The following is a 584-nucleotide window of genomic DNA, read 5'->3' as shown; positions in this document are numbered from 1 at the left end:
ATTGCATATGTATCAATTTGAATTTTTTAGAATTTCAATATGAAACCCCTAATTTACTACGCCCATTCCGCGCAAGATAAACTCGGCAATCTCTTGCCTTACGAACATTGGCAAACCTTGCAAAGCCATTCGGTAAATGTTGGCGAAATGGCGGCGGAGTTTGCGCGAGTATTCGGGGCGCAGGAACAGGCCTGCCAGACGGGACAGCTGCATGACTTAGGGAAATATTCAGAAGCCTTTAACCGCCGATTGCATGGCGGCGCATCAGTCGATCATGCTACCGCCGGAGCCAAAATTGCCGTTGAGCTTTGGGGAAATGTTATCGGTAAGTTAATGGTGTTTTGCATTGCGGGGCATCATGCAGGGTTGGCTAATGGATGTGGTGAGGGCGATAACCGCAGTACTTTGAAACAGCGTCTAGCTTTGCAATTTGGCGAAGATATTCCCGCTCTCGATAATCTGTGGCAACAAGAAATCAAGCTCCCTCAAGCCCTGTCCGCACCGCTACTCAAAGCCGACGCGCATCATCCTTTTTTCTCCTACGCCTTCTTCACCCGGAGGCTCTATTCCTGCTTGGTGGATGC

General features: G+C 49.3%; 1 protein-coding gene. It reads left to right on the top strand.

Annotation, left to right across the window (positions count from 1 at the left end; translation table 11 throughout):
• Nucleotides 1-39: 39 nt before the first annotated feature.
• On the top strand, nt 40-584 hold a 545-nt coding region (locus ACTHUM_RS17880; RefSeq protein WP_440403674.1), incomplete at its 3' end, for a CRISPR-associated endonuclease Cas3''.

The organism is Neisseria sp. P0021.S006 (assembly GCF_051956895.1).
The sequence above is the reverse complement of the archived record's forward strand: the minus strand, read 5'-3'. Positions and strand labels throughout refer to the sequence as shown.